This window comes from Embleya sp. NPDC020630, from assembly GCF_044334985.1.
Lineage (GTDB): Bacteria > Actinomycetota > Actinomycetes > Streptomycetales > Streptomycetaceae > Embleya.
The window spans coordinates 36,464-61,131 of sequence record NZ_JBIRUB010000014.1; the positions used below are offsets into that span (position 1 = coordinate 36,464).

Below are 24,668 nucleotides of genomic sequence, written 5' to 3' on the forward strand. Positions count from 1 at the left end.
TACCAACCACGCGCAGTTCTGGGAGGGCGGGCTGACCAACTCCGGCTGGGACCTGACCCTCCTCGACGCCACCCGCCGCAACTCCAAGAGGTGGACACCCTGTGGTCGCGTGAGGACGGCCTCGTCGTCGCCGAGGGCACCGTCGACGTACCGCCCGGCAACGGCCCCGTCGTGCTCGCCCCGCACACCACGACCCGCCCCGGACGCCTGCACCGCCTCGTGGTGGGCATCCCCGGCGCCGGCGCGCACACCGGCGCGGCCCTCGCCGGCGCCCACTGGATCGCCGCCACCGACCTGCCGCCGGGCAGCACCGCGCAGTTCCTGCACACCTGCGCCGGCGGCCCCGACCCCACCACCGAGGCGCGCGGCGCGTTCGACCCCGACGAGATCGACGTACCCGCCTACCGCCACTGGGCCCAGGACAAGTGGACCGCGCTGACCCTGCGTCCGACCCCGCACCAATACCCCTACGGCCCCGCGAACGCCGTCAACGGCCTGCACTGGCCCGAGGCGTGGCCCAACCTGTGGATGTCCGACCCGGCCGCCCCACTGCCGCAACACCTGGACCTGGTCCACGACACCGCGGTCACCTTCGACGAGATCCGGCTGCGCTTCGACACCGACCTCAACGCCCGAATCAGCTCCGCCCCCGGACTGTGGCAGGCACCCCAGTGCGTCTCGCGCTACCGGCTCCTGATCCGCACACACCCCGACGCGCCCTGGGAACGGATCCACCACGTCGCCGCCAACCATCGTCGGCTGAACGTGATCCGGTTGCCGAAGCCGGTGACCGCGCACGCCCTGCGGGTGGAGATCCTCGCCGTCGGCGCCCCGCATGCCCGCCCCCTCGACGACGCGGAGGCGACCTACTGGCGCGAGGACGGGCTGCGGGCGAGCCGCGCCACGCTCGCACCGGGCTGCCGCGTCTACGGAGTCGGCCTGTACCTCGCCGGCGCCGCACCCACGGGTCGATGTCGCCCGTCGCCGCCCCCGCTCGGCCCGGTCCCCGAGCCGGACCCCGCCACGCTGCCACGACCCCACACTCCCGCCGGCACCCAGGAGAGCACACCATGTGCGGCATCACCGGATGGACCGACACCGAACGCGACCTGACCGCACCCGAACACCGGGCGACCGCCGCCGCGATGACCGCCACCATGGCCTGCCGCGGACCCGACGCCGACGGCGTGTGGACGTCCCCGCACGCCGTCCTGGGCCATCGACGCCTGTCGATCATCGACCTCGACGGCGGCCGCCAGCCGATGACCGACACCGAACACGACCCCGACGTGGTGCTCACCTACAGCGGCGAGGTCTACAACTTCGCCGAACTGCGCGCCGAACTCGCCACGCGCGGCCACCGGTTCCGCACCCGCTCCGACACCGAGGTGGTACTGCGCGCCTACCTGGAATGGGGCGCCGACCTCGCCCCGCGACTGAACGGGATGTACGCGTTCGCAATCTGGGACGCCCGCTCGCGCGAACTGCTCCTGATCCGCGACCGGTTGGGCGTCAAGCCGCTGTACTACCACGTGTACCCGGGCGGGGTGCTGTTCGGCTCCGAACCCAAGGCCATCCTGGCCAACCCGCTGTTCGAGGCGGCGCTGGACGACTCGGGCATCGCCGAACTCTTCGCCCTGCCCACCGCGCCCACCCCCGGACACGCCGTCTACGCCGGCCTGCGCCAGGTCCGCGCCGGCCATGTCGTCCGGGCCGACGCCCGAGGGGTGACGGAGAGCGCCTACTGGCGCCCGCCCGCGCTCGCGCACACCGACAACCTCGACGCCACCGCGGCCCACGTACGCGAACTCCTGCGCGACACGGTCACCCGGCAACTCGTCGCCGACGTGCCGCTGGGTTCGCTCCTGTCGGGCGGGGTCGACTCCAGCGCGGTGTCCGCGCTCGCCGCCGAGGCGCTGGGCCGCGACGGTGCCAAACTCGACACCTACTCGGTCGACTTCCCCGGCGCCGACACCGGATTCCGCCGCACCGCGTGGCACGACAGCCGCGACGAACCGTACGCCCGCGCCGTCGCCGCCCACCTGGGCACGCGACACACCACCATCGTGGTCGACCCCGACGATGTACGCCGCCACGAGGAGGATGTCCTGCGCGCCCGCGACCTGCCCGGCTGGGGCGAGATGGACGTCTCCCTCCATCTGCTCTTCGCGCACGTTCGCAGGCACTCCACGGTCGCCCTGTCCGGCGAGTCGGCCGACGAGGTCTTCGGCGGATACCCCTACTTCCGTGACCCCGCCGCGCTCGGCCACGACGGTTTCCCGTGGTTGTACGACCGCGACACCCCGGCATCGCTGCTGCGGCCCGAGGTGCGCGAGCGGGTACGCCCGGCCGAGTACGCGCGCGCACGCTACGAGCAGGCTCTGGCCGAAGTACCGCGACTGCCCGGCGAACGGGGCGCCGACGTACGGGTACGCGACCGAACGGCGCTACTGGGAACCGGAACGGCGCGAGCACCGGCACGACCGGGCCGAGACGATCGCCCATGTGCGCGACCTCCTGGCGGAGATCGTCACCCGTCAACTCGTCGCCGACGTACCCCTGTGCACCCTGCTGTCCGGCGGCCTCGACTCCTCCGCGATCACCGCGCTCGCCCGCCGCGCTCGTTCTCGGTCGGATTCACCGACGCCTCCGGCAGGGCGGCCGAGACCGAGGACGACCCCTACGTGCGACTGGCCGCGGCCCACCTGGGCAGCGAGCATCGCGACATCGTGCTCGACGGCACCCGATTGGCCGCCCCGGAGGTACGCGAGGCGTGTGTGCGCGCCCGCGACCTGCCGCTCGGCATCGGCGATCTCGACCTGAGCCTGCATCAGTTGTTCGCGGCGATCCGCACGCACTCCACGGTCGCGCTGTCCGGCGAGTCGGCCGACGAGGTGTTCGGCGGCTACCGCTGGTTCCACCACCCCGAGGCGGTGCATGCCGATACCTTCCCCTGGATGGCCGACTCGCCGGCGCACGGCCGGCTCCATCAGCGCATCCTGGCGCTGTTCCGCAAGGATGTGCGCGAGCGGTTCGCGGTGGAGGACTACGTCGCCGACCAGTACCGCACCGCGCTGGACGAGGTCCGACACCACGACGGCGCGGCTGCGTTGGAGCACCGCATGGACGAGATCGGGCACCTGGCGCTCACCCGATTCCTGCCGACCCTGCTCGACCGCAAGTACCGACTGAGCATGGCGGTCGGTCTGGAGGTACGGGTGCCGTTCTGTGACCACCGCCTGGTGGAGTACGTGCACAACATCCCGTGGAGCATGCGCACCCACGACGGCCGCGAGAAGAGCGTGCTGCGCGCCGCCGTCGCCGACCTGCTGCCCGAGGCCGTGCTGTACCGGCCCAAGAGCCCCTACCCCTCCACCCCCGACCCCGCCTACTCGCAGGCGCTGCGCGGACAACTGGCCGCGCGACTCGCCGAACCCGACTGCCGGCTCCCGGAGTTGTTCGACGACGCCGCGCTGCACGACGCCGTCACGGTCTCCGAACAGGGCAGCCTGATCAGCAACGTCGGGGCCGAACTCGCGCTCAACTTCGATGTATGGCTGCGCGCCTACGACCCGGTGCTGCCGCTGTGAGCGCGGACGGGGGCGGGCGGGTCGCCGCGCCCGACGTCGCCGCCGCGCCGACGCCGCGCCGGGCGCTGATCGGCTATCTGCCGCTGTACCTCTTCCTGTTCATGGTCGGCGCCGAGATGTACCTCGTGTCGCCGCTGCTGCCGGAGGTGGCCGCCGACCTCGACGTGTCGGTGACGGCCGCGGCGCACCTGGTCACCGCCTATGTGCTCGTTCAAGCGGTGACCGGGCCGTTCCTCGGACTGGCCTATCCGCGGCTCGGTCCCACCGTCATGGTGGGTATGGGCGCCGCGCTGTTCGTCGCCGGCAACGTGGTCGCGGCGCTCACCGGCGACTTCGCGCTGCTCGTCGGCTCGCGCGCGCTCGCCGGGCTGGGAGTGGCCACGGCCGGCCCCGCGATCTGGACGTGGATCGCGACCACCGCCCCGGAGGCGGTTCGGGGCAGTGCGATGGGCGCGGGGATGGCGGCGTTCGCCCTGGGCCAGGTGCTCGGGGTGCCGCTGGGCGCGTTCGTCGCCGACGCCGCCGGGTGGCACCGCGCGTTCGCGCTCCTGGGCGTGGGGGCCGCGGTCACGCTGCCGCTGCTCCTGTACGGCCTGCGCGGTGCGCGCGAGCGACCCCGGGATCCGGGGGAGGGACCGCGAGCCCTGCTGAAGGTGTGGACCCGCGGTCCGCTGCGGCGCACGTTGGCGATCACCTTCCTGTTCCACGCCGCCAACCTCGGCGCCTACACCTACCTCGCCGACGTGCTCGACACCCGCTACGACCTGTCGGCGAGCGCGCTGGGCACGGTGGGGCTGCTCAGCGGTCTGGGCATGTTCGCGGGCGCGGCGCTCGGGGGCAGGGTGGGGGACGCGGCGCGGGCGGGGGGACGCACCGAGGACCTGCTGTTGCCCGTGTGGACGCTCGTGCTGCTGGTCGCGCTGGTGGTGGCGGTGGGCGGGCGGCCGCTGTGGCTCAACGTGGTGGCAGTGCTGGTGTGGTTCCTCGCCGCGGGGGCCTTCGACACCAACCAGCAGACGCTGGTGGCCTCGCACGCGCCGGGCTTCACGGCGGTGGCGCTGTCGTGGAACCTGGCCGTCCTGTACGGCGCGACGTCGTGGGGCGTGTGGCTGATGGGTCAAGGCGACCACCGGGCGGGCACGGTGGTCGCGGCGGGCGCGGTGAGTGGCACGTCGCAGTGCGGAAATCGGCCGCGGCCCGCCTCGCTCACCCCGGATCCGGCCGGTTCCCGAGGTAGGCCAGGACCGCCAGGACCCTGCGGTGTCCGCTGTCGCCGGGGGCCAGCCCCAGCTTTGCGAACACGTTGCGGATGTGCTTGTTGACCGCGCCGTCGCTGACCCGTAGTCGTGCGGCGATTTCGGCATTGGCCTCTCCCCTGGCCATCAGGGCCAGGACCTCGCGTTCGCGCTCGGTGAGGTCGCGCAGCGGGTCGTCGGCCCGGCGTCGCACCAGGAGTTGCGCGACGACTTCCGGATCCATGGCGGTTCCGCCGGCCGCCACACGACGCAACTCCGTCATGAAGTGGTCGAGATCGCCCACTCGATGCTTGAGCAGATAGCCGACCCCGCCCCTGCCGTCGGCGAGCAGGTCGGCCGCGTACCGGTCCTCGACATACGACGACAAGACCAGAACCGGCAGAGCGGGGACGCGGCGCCGGGCCTCCAGGGCCGCGCGCAGCCCCTCGTCCCGGAAGTCGGGCGGCAGCCGCACGTCGACCACCGCCACGTCCGGGCCGTGCTCCGCGACCGCGGCCAGGAAGTCGTCCGCGTTGTCCACGGCGGCGCACACCTCGCACCCCTCGCCGGCGAGGAGCAGCGAAAGTCCCTCCCGCAACAGCGCGTCGTCCTCGGCGATCAACACCCGCACGGCAACTCCGCCCGCAGTCGGGTGGGTCCGCCGGGAGGGCTGGTCAGTGTCAACCGCCCGTCCAGGGCTTCGGCCCGGCGGCGCATACCGTCCAGACCACCACCCGCGGCCTCGCGCGCGTCGCCGCGCCCGTCGTCGTCCACCTCGATCACCAGCGTGCCCTCCTCATGGAACAGCCGCACCCGTACCCGCTCGGCGCCACTGTGCTTGGCCACATTGTTCAACGCTTCGGCTGTGATGAAGTACGCGGCCGCCTCGACGGACGCGGGCGCGCGCACCGAGCCCGCCGTGTCCACCGAGCACGGCACGGGACAGCGCGCGGCGAGCGTGACCACCGCGCCGTCGAGGCCGCGTTCGTCGAGGATCGGCGGGTAGATCGTGCGGACGACGTCGCGCAGTTCGTCCAGGGCGTCGACCGCGGCCTGCCGGGTTCGGTGGACCAGCGGCAGCGCACCCGCGGGATCTCGCTCGATGGCGCGTTCGATCAGGCTCAGGTGCATGACGACCGCCACCAGCCGGTTCTGCGTCCCGTCGTGCAAATCGCGCTCGATGCGTCGCAGTTCGACGCCGTGCGCCTCCAGGGCAGCGGCGCGGCTCGCGGTGACCTCGGCCAGGCGCTCGGCGAGCGACCGCCCGGGCGGCGGACCCAACAGCGCGCGGCAGAGCCGGGCCTGTCCCGTCACCAGTGGCGGAACCAGAGCCGGGACGAGGACACCGAGCAGGACTGCGACGGGCAGCGTCAACGCGGCACGCCCCCACGAGTCGACCGCGAAGCCCACCCCCGACGGCGACCGGCCCGGCACCGCCCACCACCACGCCGGCATCGTGAGGTTGTTCAGCGCGGCGAGTACGAGCGCAAGCCCGACGAACCCGGCGAGCAGTCCGCTCACGCCGTGAACCGGCAGCCACAGCAGGTCGCGACGCGTCTGCCGGTCCCGCAGGACGGTGTACACCCGCGTGGGCAACGAGCCCTCCAGCGGGCGGTAGGCGTCGGTCATCGGGGTGCCCAGGATCGCACCCACCCGGCGGCGCTCCACCCCGGCCAGTCGGCGCACGCCCCGGGCCGCGACCGGGAGCAGCGGCAGCCCGACACCGACACAGCACAGCAGCACCACCGCCACCACGACGGGCAGCGCCAATAGTGCGAGCAGCGCCGTGGCGCCACCGAACACGGCGCGGCGCACCGCCCGACCGCCGGCTCGTATCGCCGCCCCGAGTGTGCCCCGATGCCCTGCCACCACGTCGTTCCGTTCGTCCCGAGTACGGCGCCGGCACCTCGCCGCCCCCGCGAACACCCTACGGACCGTCGGCCGACCGTCTCGAAGTAGTGCAGGCACCACCCCCGACCATCCCACGAGGGCGAGCGCACATACGCGTGTCCGCGGGATGGTCCGCACCCTGCGGCGAAACCTACGGTGGGCGAAGTTCCGCGACCCCGTACGAAAGCGCGACGGGCACCGACCGCGGGCCCGACTTCCGGAGGCGAGATGGACCTGCCCGCCGGGCAGCGCACAGAGTCGACGACCGCGTACGCGGTGTCCCTGGAGGCGGTGTCCCGCATCCACCCGGGGCACACCGCCCCCGGCGTCCGGCCGGCGGCCCTCGTCGAGGCGCGGCGAACCGCGCTGCGCCGGTCGGGGAACCCGTCGCCGGGCCATGGCTGGTCGTCCGAGCGGACGGGGGTGAGGGATATCGCGATGAGTGCGAACCAAGGCACAAGCCATGACCGCGGTAACCGCCAACTTCACCTTCGATCCGTTCCGCTCTCCCGAATGACCCAGTCCATCAGTCCACGAAAGGCAACCCTCATGAACCACGACCGTGACAACACCCCTTGGGAGTCCCCGAAGGAACGCCCGCTGTGGCCATGGATACTGCTGGCCATCATCGTCGTCGGCGTCGCCGTCAACGTCACGCTCACGGTATGACGGCCGCCTCGCCTCGGGAGCACCTCGCACCGAACACCCGCTCGCGAGGCGGATCGATCCGGGGGCGAGGCACCATGACCGATGCCCCGACGTATCGACGAACACGGCTACGGGTACGCGTTCCGGGCGTCGGAATTTGGTGCTTGGATGGGTCCGCTCGTCGCGGGTGGGGGCGGCGGAGCGGGCGGCACCCGCGCCTCCGCCCTCCCCGGTCTACGGAGGTGTCGGCGAGTGCCGACGACCGGTCGGTGGTGGAATTCCCGGGCAAACGCCTCGCGGTGGGCCCACCCGCAGGCGTCACCGACTTCGCCAAGGCGGTCCGAGTACGCGCGGCGGACACCACGTTCGTGCTCGACCGCTTGGCCGCGATCGCCGTCGGCGACAATCCCGACGCCGAGCGGCGGCCCCTGCCGGGCGGCCTGGCCGGCGCCGTCGACATGACCCGGATCGGCATGTTCGGCCATTCGCTCGGCGGTGCCGCCACATCGTCCGCGATGCTCGCCGATGCGCGCATCAAGGCCGGTGCGGGCTTGGACGGCGCGGCGCTCGGCCCGGTCGTCACCGCGGGCCTGGATCGCCCGTATCTCGTGGTGGACACGCCGTCCAAGGGCGGCATGGCGAGCAATCCGGCGCTGCGCGCCTTCTGGTCGAACCTGCGCGGGTGGCGGCTCGAACTCACCGTGGCCGGCGCCGCGCATCATTCGTTCGGCGACGACGCGCAACTGCTCCCGCTGCCGGCCCCGATCCTCGGCACGCCTCCCGGGGACCTGATCGACATGGTCGGCACGATTCCCACAGCCCGCGCTCTGGCCTTCCAGGTGCCTTGATCGGGGGGAGGTGTACGTGACGTGAGCTCCGGAACCGCCGCCGATCCGAACCCACTTGCCGGTATTGACGCCGGTGCGACCGCAGATCCTCATGATCCACTCGCCCTCCACGCGATCGATGCCGCGGTAGCGGGTGATGTTCGATTTATAGATCCGGGCCGCACAGGTTCTGTGATGACGGCGATGTGGGTTCGGCGCCTTCGCCGACGTTGAGCCACCGGTAGTGGCGGGCGGTGTTGATGAGGACGTCCATCAGTTGCGCGGTGATGCCGAACCTTTCGCGATTCATGCGCAGGGCGCGTGCCAGGTCGCCGTCTCCGCCGCGTTCGGTGGCCGCCTTCCAGTCCGCGAGCATCTCGATCAGGTCGACCAGCGTCATGCCGTTGATCCCGTCGGGGAAGTGCTCCGGATGGTGGCGGTTGTGCGCGTAGTGGTGGCGAAGCCCCTCGCCCATCCCCGCCACCAGCGCCGCGTGTTCCGGAGTACCGTACGTGGCTTCCCGCAGCCTCGGAGCGAATTGGTCGTAGGCGGACAGCTCCGGTTCGCGGGTCTTGCTCAGGTCGTGTCGCACGGACCGGTCGATCAGCTCCTTGATCGGCTCGCCCATGAGCTCGGCAACGCGCAGGCTGTGTCGCAGGGTGTCGGCAGTGGAGTCGAACGGTGTGTCCATCATGGCTCCAGGCTTGATTCACGATAGGACTGCGTCGTCGCTGTGCGATCGCGGTACGACGCACATTCGTCAAGTCTCCGACCTGTGGTAGAGCAGAGTGTGAGAACCCGGTGATGGAGATCCACCGCCTCAACCCCCGCACCACCACCGGCGCGCAGATCGCCGACCTGTTGAAAGACCTCACCGAGCGGACACCTGACGGTTTCGGCTTTCGTGGGCGTGTGCGCACGACCTGCCGCGGTTCGGTCGTCGGCTTCGTTCGGAGCCGGGGTCGCGGCAGGTCGTGGTCGACGGCGGAGCCGTCACGCGTGGGCGGACTGCGCCGGCGCTGCGACGTCTCCGTTCAGGATGTCACGAACGGTGAACCGTTCGAGTTCGGTGGCGACGGCGTCGGAGACCCTTCGCTCGAGTGCGGTCAGCGTCTGCTGGACACCGCGGCCGACGGCGCACTCGGGGTCGGGTCCGTGCAGTCCGAACACCGGGTCGGTGCCCTGGAGGAGTCGCCAGACCTGCGCGAGCGCGATGTCCCCCGCGTCGACGGCCAGTTCCCAGCCCCCGTGCACGCCCGGGCGTGAGCGCACCAGCCCGGCTTCCCGCAGCGGGCCGAGCACCCGGCGCACGTGGACGGGGTTGGCGTTGGTGCTCCCGGAGAGCTCGTCCGAACTCACCGGCGTGCCGTCGGTCGTGTTCGCGAGGTAGGTCAACAGATGTTCGTACCGCGGAGCACCGACCCGCGGGAGGTCGTACTGGCCCTTCGGAATCCGGAGGCGCTCACCGACCCTTTCGCCCCCGAAACGAATCACTGCCCGCCCGGCGGCTACCGGCCGCACCACAAGGAGGCTCGAAATGACCACTGGAATCCAGACCCGAACTCCCCACCTGCGTCGCCTGGCATGGGCCGGCGTCGAGGTTCGCCTCGGCGACACCCGTCTGGTCATCGACCCACTCGAAAACGCCGAGCCGCTCGCCCCGGTCATGGGGCCGCCGCGCCGGCCCCTGCCTCCCATCGACACTCCTCCCGGGACACACGTCCTGCTCACGCACCTGCACCCGGACCACTACGACCACGAACTGATCACCCGACTCGCCGCTTCCGGGACCGTCGGCTGCCACACACCGATCGCACCGACGCTGAGGGAGGCCGGCATCGACGTGATCCCTCAGGAGATCGGGCTCCCCCGTTACATCGGTCCGTTGACGGTGACGCCGGTCGTCGCGCTGGACTGGCGCGGCAGCGAGGCCGACCAAGTCGCCTGGATCGTGGAGGGCGCAGGGCGACGGATCATCCATTGCGGCGACACCATGTGGCACGGCAACTGGTGGCAGATCGCCCGCGACCACGGCCCGTTCGACGTCGCGTTCGTGCCGGTCAACGGCGTCATAGCCCATTTCGATGGCCACGAGGCCGATGTACCCGCCACCATGACGCCCGAGCACGCGATCGAGGCCGCCGCCGCGCTCGGGGCAGGCACCGCCTGCGCGATCCACCACGGGCTCTTTCACAACCCGCCCATCTACACCGAACAACCCGACGTCGAACGCCGCTTCCGCCGGGCCGCCGAGGCACGCGGCATCACCGCCGCACTCGTGAACGACGGAGAACCCGTACCCCTCCCGATCCGGAACGCCGAGGAAACAGGGGACGGTTCGCCGGTGTAGGGCACGACCGGAACGGTGAGCAGAGCAACCGGAAGGCCCAGGGAAAGCGTCACGCGCAACACATCGACGGCGCGTGACGCTTCGCGGGAGTCAACGGCGTCCGACGTCGATCGGGTCGTCGCGTCGCGGGAGTCGAGCACGGCCGCGAGAGCGTGGGTCACGGATCCGAACTCGCGGGCTTCGGGGCAGGTTTGTACCCACCGGTGACCACTCGACGACGTCACGAGTCCGCGCCGGCGCCGACACCGACACCGACACGACGACCTCAGCGGAGGCACCCGTAATCCCCGGGCTCCCCCACCGCACGATGCCGACCGACACACCGCCACCACACCACCCACTCACAATCTGCGCCCGCCCGGTGGCAATCGGTGGACGACACCCGTGGGGCCGGTGGTAACGTCGTTCGCGGCCACGACCGCGCTACCCGCTCCGGGGGTGACAACCGTGTGACGAAGGACCTTTCGGGGTCTGCGCGTTCGTCCTGGCCACCGCATCGCCACTCCGGTCGACCAGGTGCTGTTCTCCTCGTTCGTGCCGTTCACCTCGTTCGTGCCGTGCTCATGTCCGGGCCCGATAGTCGGGCCGGTAGGGCATCGACCGGCCATTGACGACAGTGGGTGCAAAATGACGGGTCGATGGACATCGGATCGACGCCTTCGCGGGCTCGGCCTGGTCGGGGCATCGGCGAGCGTGCTCGCCGTCGTGCTGCTCGGTGGCTGCACGTCGTCGGGCCACGCCGGCCGGGTCCGCCCGACCCCCGCGCCACCGACCGGCCCGAAGCCCACGCAGGCGAAGGGTTCCACCGGTTCGGCGCCGACCGGCGGCACGTTCGTGGTCCGCTTCGAGGACCCGGCGCCCGCCGACAGGCAGGCCGCCACCCTCCTGCGCGACCGGGCTGCGATGGAGGCCGTCGCCGAGGCGCTCAACGACTTCTTGGTGCCCGGCCGCGAGATCACCCTCGTCGGCCGATCCTGCGCCGGCGCGGGCTCGGCCTACGACGACGCCACCGGCCGCATCGAGATGTGCTACGACGACATCTCCGACGTGCGCGAGGTCTTCGAGGGCGGCGGCCGTCACCCGGCCGACGAGGAGGTTCTCGCCGTGGTGACCGAGGTGCTGTACCACGAGGCGGGCCACGCTCTCGTCGACACACTCGACCTGAACGTCGCCGACGCGGCCGAGGAGGACGTCGCGGATCGCTTCGCCGCCTTCATGGAACTGCGTCGAGGGGCCGAGGGCGAGCGGCAATTGCGGGCGGTGCTGGAGGAGTACCGGCTCTCCGCGGCCGAGGACGACCAAACCGACGAGGACGCCACCGCGGCACCGGACACCACCAGGGACGACACCCTCCCCGATTCCGCCCGCGCCGCCAATCTGCTCTGCTACCTCTACGGGGCTGCCCCTGACGGCAACCGCGGCCTGCTGAGCACGAACCTCCTGCCCCCGGAACGCGCCGCCGGGTGCGCGGGCGAGTGGACGAACGTCCGCGACACGTGGCTGAAGGACCTGAAACCCGCGCTTCGAACCCACTGAACATCGCCGCACCCATCCCCCGGGGTATCGGTACCGGACACCGGCGCCAGTACTCGATCCGGTCCTCATCGACCGCCATCGGTCAAGTCCAGATCGCGCAGGCGACGACTCTCCGCGAATCGACGCTCGCCACGCAACCGAATAGGGCGCCCATGCCGAATCACGCGGGCCGCCCGTCAGTCGTGCCGTCGGATGCGGAGCAACTCGGTGATTTTTTCCCGGAGTTCGCTGTCGGTGTGGACCGCGCTGTCGTGCACGAGGGCGCCGAGGCGGTCCGCTGTGAGGGTGTCGTACGCCTCCTCGACCTGCGCCCCGGGGACGGACTCGTATCGGGCGGAGGCCCGGAACCCGACGGTGGCGTCGATAATCTTGGCGAGCACCCAGCTGAGCACGAACGAGAAGGTGGCCATGGCAAGGATGGCGAGTACCTGCTTGCCGAGCAGGCTCCAGCCTCCGCCGTGGAACAGGCCCTTCCGGCCGCTGATCCGAGCGGTGGCGAACAGGCCGACCATCACGAGGCCGGTGATGCCGCCGACGCCGTGCACGCCGACCACGTCGAGCGTATCGTCCACGCCGAAGCGGTACTTCAAGGTGATGGCGAACGCGCAGACGAAGCCTGCCACCAGGCCCGTGACGACCGCGCCGAGCGTATTGATCTCGCCGCAGGCAGGGGTGATGGCGACCATGCCCGCGACCGCTGCCGAGACCACGCCCGTGGTGGTGATCCGCCCGGTCCGCCACTTCTCGACGAGCGGCCAGGTGACCATGGCGCCCGCGGCACCGAGTTGGGTGTTGAGGAAAGCCGCCGCCGCGGTGCCCTGGTCGTTGAGCGCGGAGCCGGAGTTGAAGCCGAACCAGCCGAACCACAGCAGCCCGACGCCGATGACGACCAGCGGAATGTTGTTGGGGCGCTCCTCGCGGCGGGCCCAGTCGCTCGGGCCGCGCAGCGCCAGGGCCACGGCCAGTCCGGCCGCCCCGGAGTTGAGTTCGACGGGCAGGCCGCCGGCGAAGTCGAGCGCGCCGAGTCGGTCGTGGATCCAGCCGCTGTCGTCGAACACCCAGTGCGCGGCCGGCGCGTACACGATGAGCAGCCAAAGCGGGACGAACACCAGCCATCCGCGCATCCGGGCGCGGTCCGCGATGGACCCGCTGATCAGCGCGACCGTGACCACGGCAAAGCCCATCTGGAAGGTCGCGAAGATGTAGGTCGGGATGGCACCGCTGAGCGTGTCGAGCCGGATGCCGCGGAAGAACGCCTGGTCGACGTTGCCGATGAGTCCGACGCCGCCGACGTCCGGTCCGAACGCCAGGGTGTAGCCGAGCATCCACCAGACCAGAGTCCCGAAGGTGAGGGCCGCGAAGCTCATCTTGATCATCATCAGGATGTGCTTGACCCGCACCATGCCGCCGTAGAAGAACGCCAGTCCCGGGGTCATCAGCAGGACCATCGCGGTGGAGGCCAGCAGCCAAGCCGTATCGCCGGCGTTGTAGGCCGGGGGCATCGGCGGCGGCGCGGAGAGCATGGGCACTGTGTCGACTCTTCCTTCGTAGGCGGAACGTCAGGTCTTGCGCAGAGCGGGTGCCGGGCTGCCGGTGAGCAGCAGGCGGACCGCACGCCATGCGTCGGAGAACGCCTCGGCGGTGCGGATCGGGCTGTCCTCCAGCAGGCGCAGCCACGCCCCGGACTCCTCGGGCAGGGTGGACACGCCGTAGCGCAGGTCCCGTCCGGCCAACGCCTCGTGCAGGGCATCGGCGATCGCCGCGGCGGGACGCAGATCGCTGACCACGAACAGGGAGCCCAGATGGTCGTATCCGTCGAACACCGCGGGACCGGTGACGGCGCTCCGGTCGTCACCGGGCATGAGGCGCAGCGTGTCGACGGCCAGCAGGGTGCCGTCGGGGCGGCGGATCTCCAGATCGGTGGCCAGCACCCGGTAGTCGTGGCGCTCGCCGCGGGCCAGGCGGCCGGCGGTGAGCGTTTCCCCGAGGACGACGGTGGAACCGGGGGTGGCGGTGACGGTGGTGCGCTGGTAGAACCGCGCGTCGCGGAACAGGATCAGCGGGTCCGGCAGGTATTCCAGGTAGGCACCGGATTCCGCGGTGAGCTCGACCGATTGGGTGGCATAGTCCTGCTCCATCCGGAACACCTTGGTGGCGGCCTGGGTGGTGAGGTGGACGCGCGCGCCGGGTCCGCAGCGGATGTCGATGCGGTATCGGTCGGCCTGGGCGACGCCGCCGCCGGTGGCCATCACGTAGACGTACGCGGTGTCGGGCTGTGCGGGGTCGATCCACAGCGGGCGCATGAGCTGGAGCGGGGTCTTCTGGTAGCGCTCGACCAGTTCGGTGCGTCCGCCGCGCACCTCGAAGGCCAGGTCGAGGATGCCGACCTTGGCCGCGGAGCCGGGGGCGAGGGTGTCGGGACGCGCGGCCAGGTCGGCCACCTCCGCCGGGAGGTGGCCGACCGCCCAGTGCGCCTCGGCGAGCCGGTCCGGCACGGACCGCGCCAGGCCGGGGGGCGGGTCGACGGGTGGGTCGGGGGGCACGTCGGGTGCGCCTCCGGAGGTCTGCCGGGCCTCGGCGGACCGGTCGGTCAGCGGCAGTGGCGGGGCGGTGGTCATGTCAGATCAGCACCGTGCGGCGGGAGTGCAGGAACGTGGCGAGGTCTTCGACGCCGACCCCGGCCAGCGAATCGGTGAGCAGCACGGGGCGTCCCTCGCGGACCCTGTACGCGTCGGACTCCATGACCGTGATGTCCGTGCGGACGTACTGCGCGATGTCGATCTTGTTGATGACCAGCAGGTCGGATTCGGTGATGCCCGGGCCGCGCTTGCGGGGCATCTTCTCGCCTTCGGCGGTGTCCAGGACGAAGACGAACACGTCGACCAAGGCGGGGCTGAACGTCAGCGTCAGGTTGTCTCCGCCGGACTCGTAGAGCAACGTGTCCACCTCGGGGAAGCGTTCGAGCAGTTCCGCGCCGGCCGCCAGGTTCATCGTGGGGTCGTCGCGGACGGCGGTGTGCGGGCACGCGCCGGTCTCGACGCCGACCACCCGTTCGGGGTCGAGGACACCGGCCAGCGTGCGGCGGACGTGCTGGGCGTCCTCCTGGGTGTAGATGTCGTTGGTGACGATGGCAGGGCGGTGGCCCTGGCGGATGAGCACCGGCACCAGCGCCTCGATCAGCGCGGTCTTGCCGGAGCCGACCGGCCCGCCGATCCCGATCCGAAGTACGTTGTCGTCCACAGTGCTCCTCGTGGTGGTGAGGCGATGTCCCGAGTCGTCTGCGACCGGGTTCGCGGCTCTTCGCGTGGGCGGTCGCTCAGCTGGCGAACAAGCGGGCCTCGGCGCGCTCGTGGCGGCCGGACATGATGTCGGAGGCGAACGCGGTCGAGCCGAGGTCGGCCAGGTTCCGGGCCAGCGCGGCCCGGACGGTCTCCTCGATGACAGGGGCGGCGCCGCGCAGCAGCACCTGTGCCCTGCGGTGGTCGGTGAGCCGAAGCCGCAGCGCGGCCCCGGCGAAGCTCGCGCTGAACGCGAACAGGTCGGAGGCGACCGCCTGGTCGACGGGCACCCCGGCGGCGGCCTGCACGATGCCGGCCGCGACGGCCTGCGTGCCGGGCGCCTGGCGCTCCTTGACCCGGAGCAGGTAGTCCGTGATGACCGGCACGCCGAACACCTCGGCGGACAGGTCGAGGACCTGTCGCCCGGTGCGGGTCGCGGCCTGGCGCATCTCGCGGCTCAGCTTGCCCGCGAACAGCCGCCGGTCGGCCACAACCGCGCTGTCGAGATCACCGCAGGCCGCCGCCCGGTGGGCAAGCGCGAGAGCGGTGGCGTCGCCCGGTCCGACGCCGTGCCGCAGCAGGTCGGCGAGGAGGTCCGGGAGGGTCTCGGGGGTGACGGCGCGCGCCTGGGCGTAGCCCTCAAGGCTGTGCGAAAGGGTGTAGAAGCCGCTCGGGAACGCCGAGTCGGCCAGCTGAAGGCTGACCAGCAGGGGGGCAAGCCTCCCGAGCCGCGGCTCGAGGGACCGGTCCGTGCCGGGCGAGTGTTCCGAGCTGCCAGGCATCCGCTACACCAGGAAGTACAGCTGGTTGAGCGGCAGCGTCTCGGCCGGTTCGATGGTCGTGACCTCGCCGTCCAGACTGACCTTGAAGGTCTCCGGGTCGACCTCGACCTTGGGCAGGGCGCTGTTGCGGACCATGTTGTGCTTGCCGATGACGCGGGTGCCGCTCACCGGGACCACCTTGCGCTTCAGGTCCAACTTCTCCGGGACGCCCGCGGCGATGCCGGCCTGCGACATGAAGGTGAGGTGCGTGGACTGCTGCGCCCGGCCGAACTGCCCGAACATCGGCCGGTAGATGACCGGCTGCGGGGTGGGCAGCGACGCGTTCGGGTCGCCCATCTGGGCCCACGACACGATGCCGCCCTTGATGATCATCTTGGGCTTGGCGGCGAAGGAGTGGATCGGCCAGAGCACGATGTCCGCGAGCTTGCCCGCTTCCAGCGAGCCCACGTATTCCGAAATGCCGGTGGCGATGGCCGGGTTGATGGTGACCTTGGCCAGGTAGCGCAGCACCCGCTGGTTGTCGTTGCGGGCGCTGTCGCCGTCCATCGGGCCGCGCTTGTCCTTGCAGTGGTGCGCGATCTGGAAGCAGCGGGTGACGGATTCGCCGACGCGGCCCATGGCCTGCGAGTCGGACGACACCATGCTGATCACGCCGAGGTCGTGCATCACCGACTCGGCGGCGATGGTCTCGGCGCGCACCCGGCTGTCCGCGAAGGACACGTCCTCCGGGATGTCGGGGTTCAGATGGTGGCAGACCATGACCATGTCGAGCAGCTCGTCCACCGAGTTCTTGGTGTACGGGAGCGTCGGGTTGGTCGAGGACGGCAGGATGTTCGGCTCGCCGGTGACCCGCAGGATGTCGGGAGCGTGGCCGCCGCCCGCGCCTTCCGAGTGGAAGGTGTGGATGGTGCGCCCGTCGAACGCCGCGCGGGTACTCTCGAAGTAGCCCGACTCGTTGAGGCTGTCGGTGTGGATCGCGATCTGCACGTCGTGCCGGTCCGCGACGCGGAGCGAGCAGTCGATGACCGCCGGGGTGGCGCCCCAGTCCTCGTGCACCTTCAGCACGCAGGCGCCGGCCTCGATCTGCTCGTCCAGGGACATCGGGCGGCTGCTGTTGCCCTTGCCCATGATGCCGATGTTGACCGGCAATTCCTCGGCCGCCTCCAGGAGGCGGGAGATGTTGTACGGCCCGGGAGTGCAGGTCGTGCCGTTCGAGCCGTCGGTCGGGCCGGTGCCGCCGCCGATGAGGGTGGTGATGCCGTTGGTCAGCGCCTGCCGGCACTGCTGCGGCGAGATCAGGTGGACGTGGGTGTCGATCGCGCCGGCGGTGGCGATCAGATGCTCGCCGGAGATCGCCTCGGTACACGCGCCGACGACGAGCTTGGGGTGCACGTTGTTCTGCGTCTGCGGGTTGCCGGACTTGCCGATCCCCGCGATCATCCCGTCCTTGATCCCGATGTCGCACTTGACGACGCCGAGGATCGGGTCGATCACCACGACGTTGGTGATGACCGTGTCCAGCGCGCCTTGCGCGGCGGAGGCCTGGGGGTCGGAACCCATGCCGTCGCGCATGGTCTTGCCGCCGCCGTACAGGATCTCGTCACCGTAGAGGCCCTCGCTGAAGTCCTTTTCCACCTCCACGATCAGGTTGGTGTCGGCCAGGTGGAACCTGTCGCCGACGGTGGGCCCGAACATGTCGGTGTACTGCTTGCGGGAGAGGATCGGCATCAGTTCGCGCCTTTCGTGCTTTTTTGGCCCTTGTCCTTGCCGCCGCTGTCGTCGGTGCCGTCGGCGCCCTCGAAGCCTTCTTCCAGGGCCTTGTGGAACGCGGCGATGCGCGCCGGGTGGGAGACGACACTGCCGTTGAGCAGGCCGCTGAACCCCGTGAGGCGGCCCGTGCCGGCGTATTCGCACAACTCGACTTCACGGCTGCCGCCCGGCTCGACACGGACCGACGTCCCCGCGGGGATGTTCAGGTGCATGCCGAGTGTCTTGTCGCGCTCGAACCGCAGCGCCGAGTTGACCTCGAAGAAGTGGTAATGCGAGCCGACCTGGACTGCGCGGTCGCCCGTGTTGGCCACGGTGACCTTGATGGTCCGGCGGCCGGCGTTGATCTCGACCGGATCGTCGCCGTAGAGGTAGACGCCGATGGTGGATGTCATGGGTGACTCCTTGTGCCGGCCGCGGTCACGGTGGCGGCAGTCGGGGGCGGGGTGGTGGTGCGGATGTGGATCTGCGTGCGCTCCTGCGGAGAGCCACCGAGGTCGCGGCCCTCCCCCGGCCCGCGGTGGCCCTGGTGACCACCGGGGCCGTGACTGTGGTGGTGCTCGGCGCCGGGGCCGTGGTGCGGGTGGTGGCCACCACCGTGATCGTGGTGGTGTTCGTCGCCGAGGCCGTGGGTGTGGCCGAGGCCGAACCCGTCGGCGGCGCCGAGCGCGCGGCCGACGCCGTCGTCGCCGTGGTCGCGCAGCCGGTGGCGCGCGGTGCGGACCCGGGCGGCGAGGACCGCGGCCAACGCGGCCGGGCAGAGCAGCGGGCCGGCGTCGGACACCGGGACCCCGTCGACCGCGGACGGCAGCGGGGCGGCGGCGAACGACGCCGGCAGCACGGCGATGCGTCGCGCTCCCAGAAGTACGCATCTCCGTAGGCCCTCGGCGACGTCCGGGTCACCGCCGATCAGGGCCGTCTCCACCAGCCGGTGTCGTCCGTTGCGGCGCACCAAGTACGCGGCCCGGTCCAATTCGGCGTCCTCGTACGGGTCCCCGCTCGGAGCGATGACCAGCAACGCGGCGTCCTGGGCCACTGCGTTGGCGGCGGCGCGCAGCCAGCCGACCAGGTGGTCGGTGGTACCGAACGGCTCCGCGACGGCGACACCCTCGCGCGACTTTGGCGGCAGCGCGCGGACGGTCCGCGCGGTCTCGGCGACCAGGCCGGGTTCCCGGCCCAGCGTCATCGGGACGACGACGGCGTACTGACCTGATGGCCGTGTGGCGAGCGCCCGGTGCAGTTCCCGTCCGGGGGTGACCACGGACGTGTCCGGCCCGGCGAGTTCGCGTAGATCCGCACCCTGGCCCGACTCCCGGCCGCACACCACGATCACCCGGGTGTGGTCGGACACCGGTCAGCCGCCGATGGGGTCGTGCACCGAGACCAGCTTCGTGCCGTCCACGAAGGACGCCTCGACCTGGAGCAGCGGGAGCATCGTGCGCACGCCGTCCATACAGGAGTCGCCGTCGACGATGTGCCGGCCGAGTTCCATGCAGTCGGCGACGGACTTGCCGTCGCGGGCCGCTTCCAGGATGGCCTCGGTGATCAGGGCGACGGCTTCGCTGTAGTTCAGCTTGAGTCCGCGGTCCCGGCGCTTTCGGGCCAGGTCCGCGACGACGTAAACGATCAGCTTGTCGATTTCGCGCGGCGCGAGGTTCATTGTCGGTGCCTTCCTCAAGACGGAGAACGGTGTTTGCGGGCTGCGCGGGTCAGGTGCCTGCCCGACGTAGACGCGGCAGAAGGGTCACCGCCGCCACCAGCGTCCACGTGGTGAGGATGAACGGCCAGGTGAACGTGTGGCCGTGGAACGGTTTGAAGAGAGAGGTGATCGACGCGGTGAGCCCGGTGGCGACGCCGGCGCCGAAGAGTGCGTAGCACGCGTTCCAGACCGTGTTCGCGAGGAAGACCGCGCCGACCGCGATGGCTACCAGCACGGCGTTGTAGCCGTAGATGCCTTGGGCGATCACCGCCGTGGGCGCGCCGAGCGCCCAGGCGACGAAGATGCCCACGACGCTGCCGAGCACGGCGGCCAGGAGAACGCGTACTCCGGCGAAGGCCAGGCCGATCAGCATGAGGAGGCCGACGTACCACTTACCGACGAGGAAGATCTGCGAGACGTTGTTGAAGAACGCGTGCCACAGGTCGGACCACGTGACGCCGGTATCCCCGGACGTCGGGCCGGCAGTGGAACCGCCATGCCAGATCCGCTCGAACGACGGCGCGCCGAGCACCATCGCCCCGGAAACCAGGCAGAACGGCGCGGTCAGCGCGGTCAGTCCGTAAGGCGTGGCAAGGGTGCTGATCGTCGCCGTGAGGATGGTCGTGAGGATGCAGGCGATCACGGCCAGGATGTAGGTCGCGACGTGGTTGCCCAGGAACACGACCAAAGCGATGCCGGTCAGACAGCCGGAATAGCCCTGAAGCCCCAGGGCGATACTGCCGCGGTCCACATTGAAGGCGTACGCCGCGGCGGTCGCGATCAAAGTGCCGAGCGTGGCGAAGAGCCCGACCTCCCAGCCGGCCACCCAGAGCCCGGCGAGGATGAACACGCCCGTGAGCAAGGCCGGTTGCAGGTCGACCTGACCGATGCCGCGCAATGAGGCGACCAGATAGGCGAGCGGCTCCCGTTCCCAGGGGCGGGGACTACTCCCAGTGGGGTCCACCGCGTCACCTTGCGTCACCGTTTCTCCTGAAATTCACAGGAATGCATCATAAAAACAGTTAGGGTGCTTCATGGTCTTTTCGCCACAAATGTTATGTCTAGACCATGTGACCATTCGTGGGGACCTGCGACATGTGGTCGCATCCGTTCTTCGCCTGAACAGCCCACTGCCGGGCCCTGCCGAAAGGTCTGCCTCCGATGACCAACCCGTACTTCGACACGAAGGACCGCCCGGTCCGCCCACCGGCGCATGCCCATTCGGAGCACGCCCCCGGCCGGCAACTCCCGGTCGTCGCGGCCGTTGCGGTGGGCGGCGGCGTCGGCGCCTGCGCCCGCTACGGCATCGAGCGATTGTGGCCCACATCAGGCACCGAGTTCCCATGGCCGATCCTCATCGTCAACGGGGTCGGCTGCACGGTGATGGGCGCCCTGATGACGGTCCTGACCGCCCGCTTCCCCGCACGGAAGAAGATGGTCGGCGCCCTGCTCGGCACCGGCTTCCTCGGTGGCTTCACAACGTTTTCCCACTACACGGACAACGTCCGGCTGCTCATCCGCGGCGAGGCGTACGGCACGGCGTTCGGCTACCTTTTCCTGACGATCCTTGTGGCCCTGGCCGGAGTTACGCTCGGCGTGTTGGCGGCCCGCGTCGCAGTCGGAACCCCCTCACACCAGAAGGCGTCCGCAGATGCTCGCTGACTGGCTCCTGGTTCTCGCCGGTGGGGCGCTCGGCGCGCCGACCCGCTACCTCACCGGTGTCGCGGTCAAGTCCCGGGTGCACAGCCCGTTCCCCTTCGGGACGCTGGCCGCCAACTCCGCGGCGTGCCTGCTGCTCGGCTTCCTGTCCGAGGGCGTCCTGCGCGGCGGCGTGACCGGCAACGAGAACCTGCTGGCGGCCACCGGGTTCTGCGGGGCCTTGTCGACCTGGTCGACGTTCTCCTACGAGGAGTTCACCCTCACCTCGACCGGCCGGGCGGTGATCGCCGCGCTCTACCTCGCGGTCGCCGTCAGCCTCGGCGTGGGCTTGTCCTTCGCGGGCGCGGGCATCGCGAGCACTATCTGGAACTGAGCGCGGAGGGCTCCATCGTCGGCGGGCCGGCCGCGCTGCGCTATCGGCCGCGCCGTCCGCCGGCCGCCACGGACGTGTCCGGGTTGATCGGCATCGCCCCACTGGCGCTTCTGGCGCCCCCCGCCCCGCTCTTCGCCATCGCTCTCGGCGTGGCCGTGGCCTTCACCATGACCTCGCTTGCCGGCGAAGTCCTGGTGGGCTGTGGGGCGCCGTGGCCTCGGACGAGCGGTGCCCGGCGCAGCGTCGGCGGTGTAGGCGGCGCGACGAGTGCCACGGTCTCGGGGCGTCAAGCCCACGCCCCGACCTACCGGTTCGGCAGCGCCTCACGGAAGGTCGTGGTGATCCACGCCGGTACGGTGATCGCGGTGCCGACCACCACCGCGTGCGCGCCGGCCGCTATGGCCGCCGCCGCGTCGGTCGGGCGGTGGTATCGGCCCTCGGCGATCACGGGGACGTTCACCCGTGCGGCCAACGTCTCCACCAGGGCCAGATCGGGGCCGGGCGTTCGGGCCCTGTCCGGGGTGTAGCCGGCCAGGGTCGTCGCCACCGCGTCAGCGCCGGCCGCCTCGGCGGCCAGCGCTTCGTCCTCGGTGGACACATCCGCCAGGACCAGCGCCCCGACGGCATGCACCGCGCGCGCCGCGTCGGCGAAGGTGCTGCCGTCGGGGCGGGCCCGGGTGGTGCCGTCGATCGCTACGATCCCCGCTCCCGCCGCTCGCACCGCCACGGCGTGGGCGGCGCTCGGCGTGATGTATACGTCCGCGTCGCCGTCCTTCCACAACCCGATCACCGGCACGTGTACCGCCTCGCACACCGCCTCGACGTCGGGGATGCCGCCGATACCGCCACAGCGGATCGCGGCCGCGCCGCCCTCCACCGCGGCGCGTGCGATCGCCGCCATGGTCGCCGAGCCCCGCAGCGGGTCGTCCGCGCGGTGGACCTGGACCGACACGATCAGGCCACCGCGCAACCGCTCAAGCAGATGATGCATGGTCACATCCGTTTCGGTGCAAGGGATTCATCTGTTCTTTCGGATTCACGAAAGCACTCGGGCCGGCTCGGTTCACCGGCCCGTCACATCGCTCACGTTCCCGGCGACCGTCAGGTCCTCGGGCAGCAGGGCCGCACCCACCAGGGGTGCGTCCAGCCCCAGCGCCGCCGTCAGCACGGGGATCGTGCGCAGCGGCGGCAGGACCTCGGCACGCAGCGCGTCGGCGAGGGATTCGGTGAAGCGTGGGCCGATAGCGGCCACCCCGCCGCCCACGACCAGCGCCTGGGGGTCCAGCGCGCTCACGAGTCCGGCGAGTGTGCGTCCCAGGACGACCGCGGCCTCCTCGATCACCCGGCCGGCGCGGGTTTCCCCGGCGTGCGCGCGGCGGGCGATCTCACGCAGGTCCGGTCCGGAGGCGCTGTAGGCGGCTTCGATCGCGGGTCCGGACGCGACCGCCTCCAGGTGCCCGGTGCGACCGCATGCGCACGGTCGCGCCCGCACCGGGCCGGCCACGCTCAGGTGGCCCAGTTCGCCCGCGACTCCGCGAGCGCCGCGCACGATCCGGCCGCCGAGGGCGAGCGCGCCGCCCACCCCGGTGCCGACCGACACGTACAACACCGCGTCGTTGCCGATCGCGGCGCCGCGGCGCAGTTCACCCAGGGCCAGCACGTTGACGTCGTTGTCCACCAGGGTCGGCAGACCGGACGCGGACGCGACCGCGTCGCCCACGGGAGTGCCCGCCCAGCCGGGGAGCAGGTCCGTCGCGAAGCGGACCGTCCCGGTTCGGCTGTCCACGGCGCCGGGCGCGCCGACGCCCACGCAGGTCGCGTCCGGGGCGAATTCGCGCACCAGGTCGATCACCGCCGCCAGCACCCGGTCAGGGCCCGCCGCGGCCGGGGTCGCGCGCACCCGGCGACCGATGACGCTTCCGTCGCGCCGCACCAGCCCGGCGGCGATCTTCGTTCCGCCGATGTCGACCCCGATCCGGGGCCATCCCGGGAGTGTCATGCCGCGAGCAGGCCGGCCCGGACCAGGTGGGCGCGCACGTCGGCGATCTCGGCCGCGTTCAGCGGGATCTGCGGCGCGGCGGTCGCGGGGCAGTCGATCACGCCGAGCAGGTGCAGCGCGGCCTTGAACGCGCCCAGCGCCGACGATCCGCGCCCCATGCGCTTCGGCGAGCCGACGTCGACCAGGCCGAACAGCGCGATCAGGCGCTCCTGTTCGGCCTTGGCCGCATCCCAGTCGCCGGCCGCGGCCAAGTCCCGCAGTCGCACGTAGCCGCGCGGGTCGACGTTGCCCAGACCCGGGACCACGCCGTGCGCGCCCATCCGGAACGCGGTGTCCACGGTCAACTCCGAGCCGGTGAGTACCGCGAAGTCCGCGACGTCGGCGGTTTCCAGGAGCAATCGGCGGAATCCGCCCTCGTCTCCGCTGGAGTCCTTGACCGCCTGGATCACCCCGTCGCGGGCCATGTTCGCCAGTTGCGCGACGCCGAGCTTGGTGTGCACCGAGACCGGCAGATCGTAGGCGATCACGGGCAGGTCGGTGGCGGCGCGCAGCGTGCGAAAGTGAGCGTCGATCTCGGCCGGGTGGGTGCGGGTGTAGAAGGGGGCGGTGGCCACCACTCCGTCCACGCCGTGCTTCTCGGCGGTGCGGACGTGCTCGACCACGCGCAACGTGGCGGTGTCGATCACGCCGGCGACCACGGGCACCCGCCCGGCGACGGCGCTCACCGCGATCTCCAGGACCCGGGCCCGGTGCGTGTCCGGCAGGAACGCGACCTCGCTGGTGGAGCCGAGGACGAACAGGCCGTCCACGCCGGCGTCGAGCAGGTGCGCGATCAGTCGCTCCAGCGAGGGGGCGTCGACCTCCGACTCGGGGGTCAGCGGGGTGCAGACGGGGGGGACGACGCCGCGAAGTGCGGTCGGCGACGAGGACATGCGGTTCAGAGCTCCTGGCAATGGTGAACGGGAGAGGCGGCGGAACAGAGCGGGGAAAGGGCGCTAGCAGGGGTGGAACAACGGCGGATCGCGCACGAGCGCG

23 protein-coding genes and 2 pseudogenes are annotated in these 24,668 nt (G+C 71.2%); 9 read left to right on the forward strand and 16 right to left on the reverse strand.

All coding sequences use genetic code 11. The annotated features are described in order from the left end of the window. Positions 1-90: 90 nt before the first annotated feature. From ACH4XV_RS34795 to ACH4XV_RS34810, 4 genes and pseudogenes are all read left to right on the forward strand, one after another. A complete protein-coding gene (locus ACH4XV_RS34795; protein WP_395796557.1) occupies positions 91-1,113 on the forward strand; it encodes a hypothetical protein in 1,023 nt (340 codons plus the stop codon). Further along, a pseudogene (gene asnB / locus ACH4XV_RS34800) lies at positions 1,071-2,411 on the forward strand (asparagine synthase (glutamine-hydrolyzing)); the annotation flags it as partial. The gene ACH4XV_RS34795 and the pseudogene asnB, both read left to right, overlap by 43 nt. 94 nt (positions 2,412-2,505) lie before the next feature. Continuing rightward, positions 2,506-3,590, forward strand: a pseudogene (locus tag ACH4XV_RS34805) (asparagine synthetase B family protein). Continuing rightward, positions 3,587-4,912: an MFS transporter gene (locus ACH4XV_RS34810; protein WP_395796324.1), complete on the forward strand. Its 1,326-nt coding sequence runs from the start codon at positions 3,587-3,589 to the stop codon at positions 4,910-4,912. Before ACH4XV_RS34805 ends, ACH4XV_RS34810 begins: the two are co-directional and overlap by 4 nt. Here ACH4XV_RS34810 and ACH4XV_RS34815 read toward each other — a convergent pair. Both ACH4XV_RS34815 and ACH4XV_RS34820 read right to left on the reverse strand, forming a co-directional pair. Continuing rightward, positions 4,797-5,456 carry a response regulator gene (locus ACH4XV_RS34815; RefSeq protein ID WP_395796325.1) on the reverse strand — a complete coding sequence of 220 codons (660 nt, stop codon included), beginning with the start codon at positions 5,454-5,456 and terminating at the stop codon, positions 4,797-4,799. The genes ACH4XV_RS34810 and ACH4XV_RS34815 overlap by 116 nt on opposite strands. Then, positions 5,444-6,694: a sensor histidine kinase gene (locus tag ACH4XV_RS34820; RefSeq protein WP_395796326.1), complete on the reverse strand. Its 1,251-nt coding sequence runs from the start codon at positions 6,692-6,694 to the stop codon at positions 5,444-5,446. Before ACH4XV_RS34820 ends, ACH4XV_RS34815 begins: the two co-directional genes overlap by 13 nt. A 938-nt stretch (positions 6,695-7,632) precedes the next feature. On the opposite strand from ACH4XV_RS34820, the gene ACH4XV_RS34825 reads away from it, so the two are divergent. Beyond that, the gene (locus tag ACH4XV_RS34825; protein WP_395796327.1) at positions 7,633-8,211 is read left to right on the forward strand and encodes a hypothetical protein; all 579 of its coding nucleotides are present in this window, start codon (positions 7,633-7,635) and stop codon (positions 8,209-8,211) included. Between the two features lie 145 nt (positions 8,212-8,356). Here ACH4XV_RS34825 and ACH4XV_RS34830 read toward each other — a convergent pair whose 3' ends face one another. Both ACH4XV_RS34830 and ACH4XV_RS34835 read right to left on the reverse strand, forming a co-directional pair. Continuing rightward, the gene (locus ACH4XV_RS34830; protein ID WP_395796328.1) at positions 8,357-8,884 is read right to left on the reverse strand and encodes a DUF5662 family protein; all 528 of its coding nucleotides are present in this window, start codon (positions 8,882-8,884) and stop codon (positions 8,357-8,359) included. Between the two features lie 299 nt (positions 8,885-9,183). Continuing rightward, positions 9,184-9,585, reverse strand: coding sequence for an Rrf2 family transcriptional regulator (locus ACH4XV_RS34835; protein WP_395796329.1), 402 nt, complete (start codon positions 9,583-9,585; stop codon positions 9,184-9,186). Positions 9,586-9,727: 142 nt separating this feature from the next. On the opposite strand from ACH4XV_RS34835, the gene ACH4XV_RS34840 reads away from it, so the two are divergent. Both ACH4XV_RS34840 and ACH4XV_RS34845 read left to right on the forward strand, forming a co-directional pair. After that, positions 9,728-10,540, forward strand: coding sequence for an MBL fold metallo-hydrolase (locus ACH4XV_RS34840; protein ID WP_395796330.1), 813 nt, complete (start codon positions 9,728-9,730; stop codon positions 10,538-10,540). A 627-nt stretch (positions 10,541-11,167) separates the two neighbouring features. After that, positions 11,168-12,076 (forward strand): DUF4344 domain-containing metallopeptidase, encoded by a 909-nt coding sequence (locus ACH4XV_RS34845; RefSeq protein ID WP_395796331.1) that lies wholly within the window; start codon positions 11,168-11,170, stop codon positions 12,074-12,076. 176 nt (positions 12,077-12,252) lie between these two features. Here the strand turns inward: ACH4XV_RS34845 and ACH4XV_RS34850 are convergent, their stop codons facing one another. The 9 genes from ACH4XV_RS34850 to ACH4XV_RS34890 form a co-directional block, all read right to left on the reverse strand. Continuing rightward, entirely contained in the window at positions 12,253-13,599 is a 1,347-nt protein-coding gene (locus ACH4XV_RS34850; protein WP_395796548.1) for an ammonium transporter, read from the reverse strand. A 36-nt stretch (positions 13,600-13,635) separates the two neighbouring features. Beyond that, positions 13,636-14,694 (reverse strand): urease accessory protein UreD, encoded by a 1,059-nt coding sequence (locus tag ACH4XV_RS34855; RefSeq protein WP_395796332.1) that lies wholly within the window; start codon positions 14,692-14,694, stop codon positions 13,636-13,638. Between the two features lies 1 nt (position 14,695). Beyond that, positions 14,696-15,316 (reverse strand): urease accessory protein UreG, encoded by a 621-nt coding sequence (ureG, locus tag ACH4XV_RS34860; protein WP_395796333.1) that lies wholly within the window; start codon positions 15,314-15,316, stop codon positions 14,696-14,698. 76 nt (positions 15,317-15,392) lie between these two features. Continuing rightward, positions 15,393-16,136 carry an urease accessory protein UreF gene (locus ACH4XV_RS34865; RefSeq protein ID WP_395796334.1) on the reverse strand — a complete coding sequence of 248 codons (744 nt, stop codon included), beginning with the start codon at positions 16,134-16,136 and terminating at the stop codon, positions 15,393-15,395. 3 nt (positions 16,137-16,139) lie between these two features. Then, a complete protein-coding gene (gene ureC, locus ACH4XV_RS34870; protein ID WP_395796335.1) occupies positions 16,140-17,864 on the reverse strand; it encodes an urease subunit alpha in 1,725 nt (574 codons plus the stop codon). Continuing rightward, positions 17,864-18,298: an urease subunit beta gene (locus tag ACH4XV_RS34875; RefSeq protein WP_395796336.1), complete on the reverse strand. Its 435-nt coding sequence runs from the start codon at positions 18,296-18,298 to the stop codon at positions 17,864-17,866. The genes ureC and ACH4XV_RS34875 overlap by 1 nt, the downstream gene beginning before the upstream one ends. Continuing rightward, positions 18,295-19,254: a sirohydrochlorin chelatase gene (locus tag ACH4XV_RS34880; protein WP_395796337.1), complete on the reverse strand. Its 960-nt coding sequence runs from the start codon at positions 19,252-19,254 to the stop codon at positions 18,295-18,297. The genes ACH4XV_RS34875 and ACH4XV_RS34880 overlap by 4 nt, the downstream gene beginning before the upstream one ends. 3 nt (positions 19,255-19,257) lie before the next feature. Next, positions 19,258-19,563, reverse strand: a complete 306-nt coding sequence (locus tag ACH4XV_RS34885; protein WP_395796338.1) for an urease subunit gamma — start codon at positions 19,561-19,563, stop codon at positions 19,258-19,260. Between the two features lie 49 nt (positions 19,564-19,612). Next, the gene (locus tag ACH4XV_RS34890; protein WP_395796339.1) at positions 19,613-20,500 is read right to left on the reverse strand and encodes an urea transporter; all 888 of its coding nucleotides are present in this window, start codon (positions 20,498-20,500) and stop codon (positions 19,613-19,615) included. Between the two features lie 263 nt (positions 20,501-20,763). Here ACH4XV_RS34890 and ACH4XV_RS34895 point away from each other — a divergent pair, with 263 nt between their 5' ends. Together ACH4XV_RS34895 and ACH4XV_RS34900 are read left to right on the forward strand one after the other, a co-directional pair. Beyond that, positions 20,764-21,264, forward strand: a complete 501-nt coding sequence (locus tag ACH4XV_RS34895; RefSeq protein WP_395796340.1) for a fluoride efflux transporter FluC — start codon at positions 20,764-20,766, stop codon at positions 21,262-21,264. Then, positions 21,254-21,634, forward strand: coding sequence for a fluoride efflux transporter FluC (locus tag ACH4XV_RS34900; RefSeq protein WP_395796341.1), 381 nt, complete (start codon positions 21,254-21,256; stop codon positions 21,632-21,634). Before ACH4XV_RS34895 ends, ACH4XV_RS34900 begins: the two co-directional genes overlap by 11 nt. Positions 21,635-21,938: 304 nt before the next feature. On the opposite strand, the gene ACH4XV_RS34905 is transcribed toward ACH4XV_RS34900, so the two are convergent. From ACH4XV_RS34905 to ACH4XV_RS34915, 3 genes are all read right to left on the reverse strand, one after another. Beyond that, positions 21,939-22,625: a putative N-acetylmannosamine-6-phosphate 2-epimerase gene (locus ACH4XV_RS34905; protein ID WP_395796342.1), complete on the reverse strand. Its 687-nt coding sequence runs from the start codon at positions 22,623-22,625 to the stop codon at positions 21,939-21,941. Positions 22,626-22,697: 72 nt separating this feature from the next. Beyond that, entirely contained in the window at positions 22,698-23,633 is a 936-nt protein-coding gene (locus ACH4XV_RS34910) for an ROK family protein (RefSeq protein ID WP_395796343.1), read from the reverse strand. After that, positions 23,630-24,565: a dihydrodipicolinate synthase family protein gene (locus ACH4XV_RS34915; protein WP_395796344.1), complete on the reverse strand. Its 936-nt coding sequence runs from the start codon at positions 24,563-24,565 to the stop codon at positions 23,630-23,632. Before ACH4XV_RS34915 ends, ACH4XV_RS34910 begins: the two co-directional genes overlap by 4 nt. Positions 24,566-24,668: the final 103 nt, after the last annotated feature.